An 832-nucleotide genomic window follows, 5' to 3' on the forward strand; every position below is an offset into this window, starting at 1 on the left:
ACATCCAGGTTCAGTTCGGCGGTGAAGAAGTCGGTTTCGATGTTCTGCTCACCCACCAGGTCATAGCTGGCGTCGAAGCTGTCGCGATCGGCGTTGAAGGGCGAGCCGGGAATGCCGCTGCCGTTGATGTGGGACTGTGACACCGGGCCGTCGCCCTCGATATCGGTGTATTCATAGCGCAGCACCAGTTCGGCGCGGTCGCTGGGTTGCCAGGCCAGGGTGCCGCGAAGCATCTGCTGCTCCACCGCCTGCACATCGCTGCCGTCGAACTGGTTTTCATGCCAGCCGTCGTCGTCGTTCCAGTAGGCGGTCAGGCGCAGGCCCAGGGTGTCGGTGACCGGGCCGCCGATGGCGCCCATCAGGTACTTGTTGACGCCGCCATCGCCCCCGGTGTCGGCGGCCGCCCTGATGGTCACGTCGAGTTCGTCGCCGGGCTTGCGGGTATTCATCAGGATGGCGCCGCCGGTGACGTTACGGCCGAACAGAATGCCCTGGGGCCCGCGCAGGACCTCGATGCTCTCGAGGTCGAAGACATCGAAAATAATGCCGTTGTTGACCCCCAGGTAAATGCCGTTGACGAACACGCCGACGGTGGGGTCAATGGAGGGGATGGTGCTGTTGATGCCGAGGCCGCGGATGGAGAAGTTGGCGGTACCGCGGGTGGTGCCAACGTCATCGAGGGCGACGTTGGGCATGCCGACCGAGAGGTTGGTCAGGTCGCGTACCTTGAGGGCCTCGATCTGGTTGGCGTTGAAGGCGCTGATGGACATGGGTACGTCCTGCGAACCCTCCTCGCGCTTGCGGGCGGTGACGATGACTTCTTCGAGCAGTG

The 832-nt window shown here is 63.8% G+C and carries 1 protein-coding gene; it reads right to left on the bottom strand.

Features of this window, described 5'->3' with window-relative positions; all coding sequences use genetic code 11:
- The coding region (locus tag DWB85_RS19340; RefSeq protein ID WP_162846211.1) for a TonB-dependent receptor at window positions 1–832 on the bottom strand (832 nt) is incomplete at both ends.

It is taken from the genome of Seongchinamella sediminis (assembly GCF_003457605.1).
Lineage (GTDB): Bacteria > Pseudomonadota > Gammaproteobacteria > Pseudomonadales > Halieaceae > Halioglobus > Halioglobus sediminis.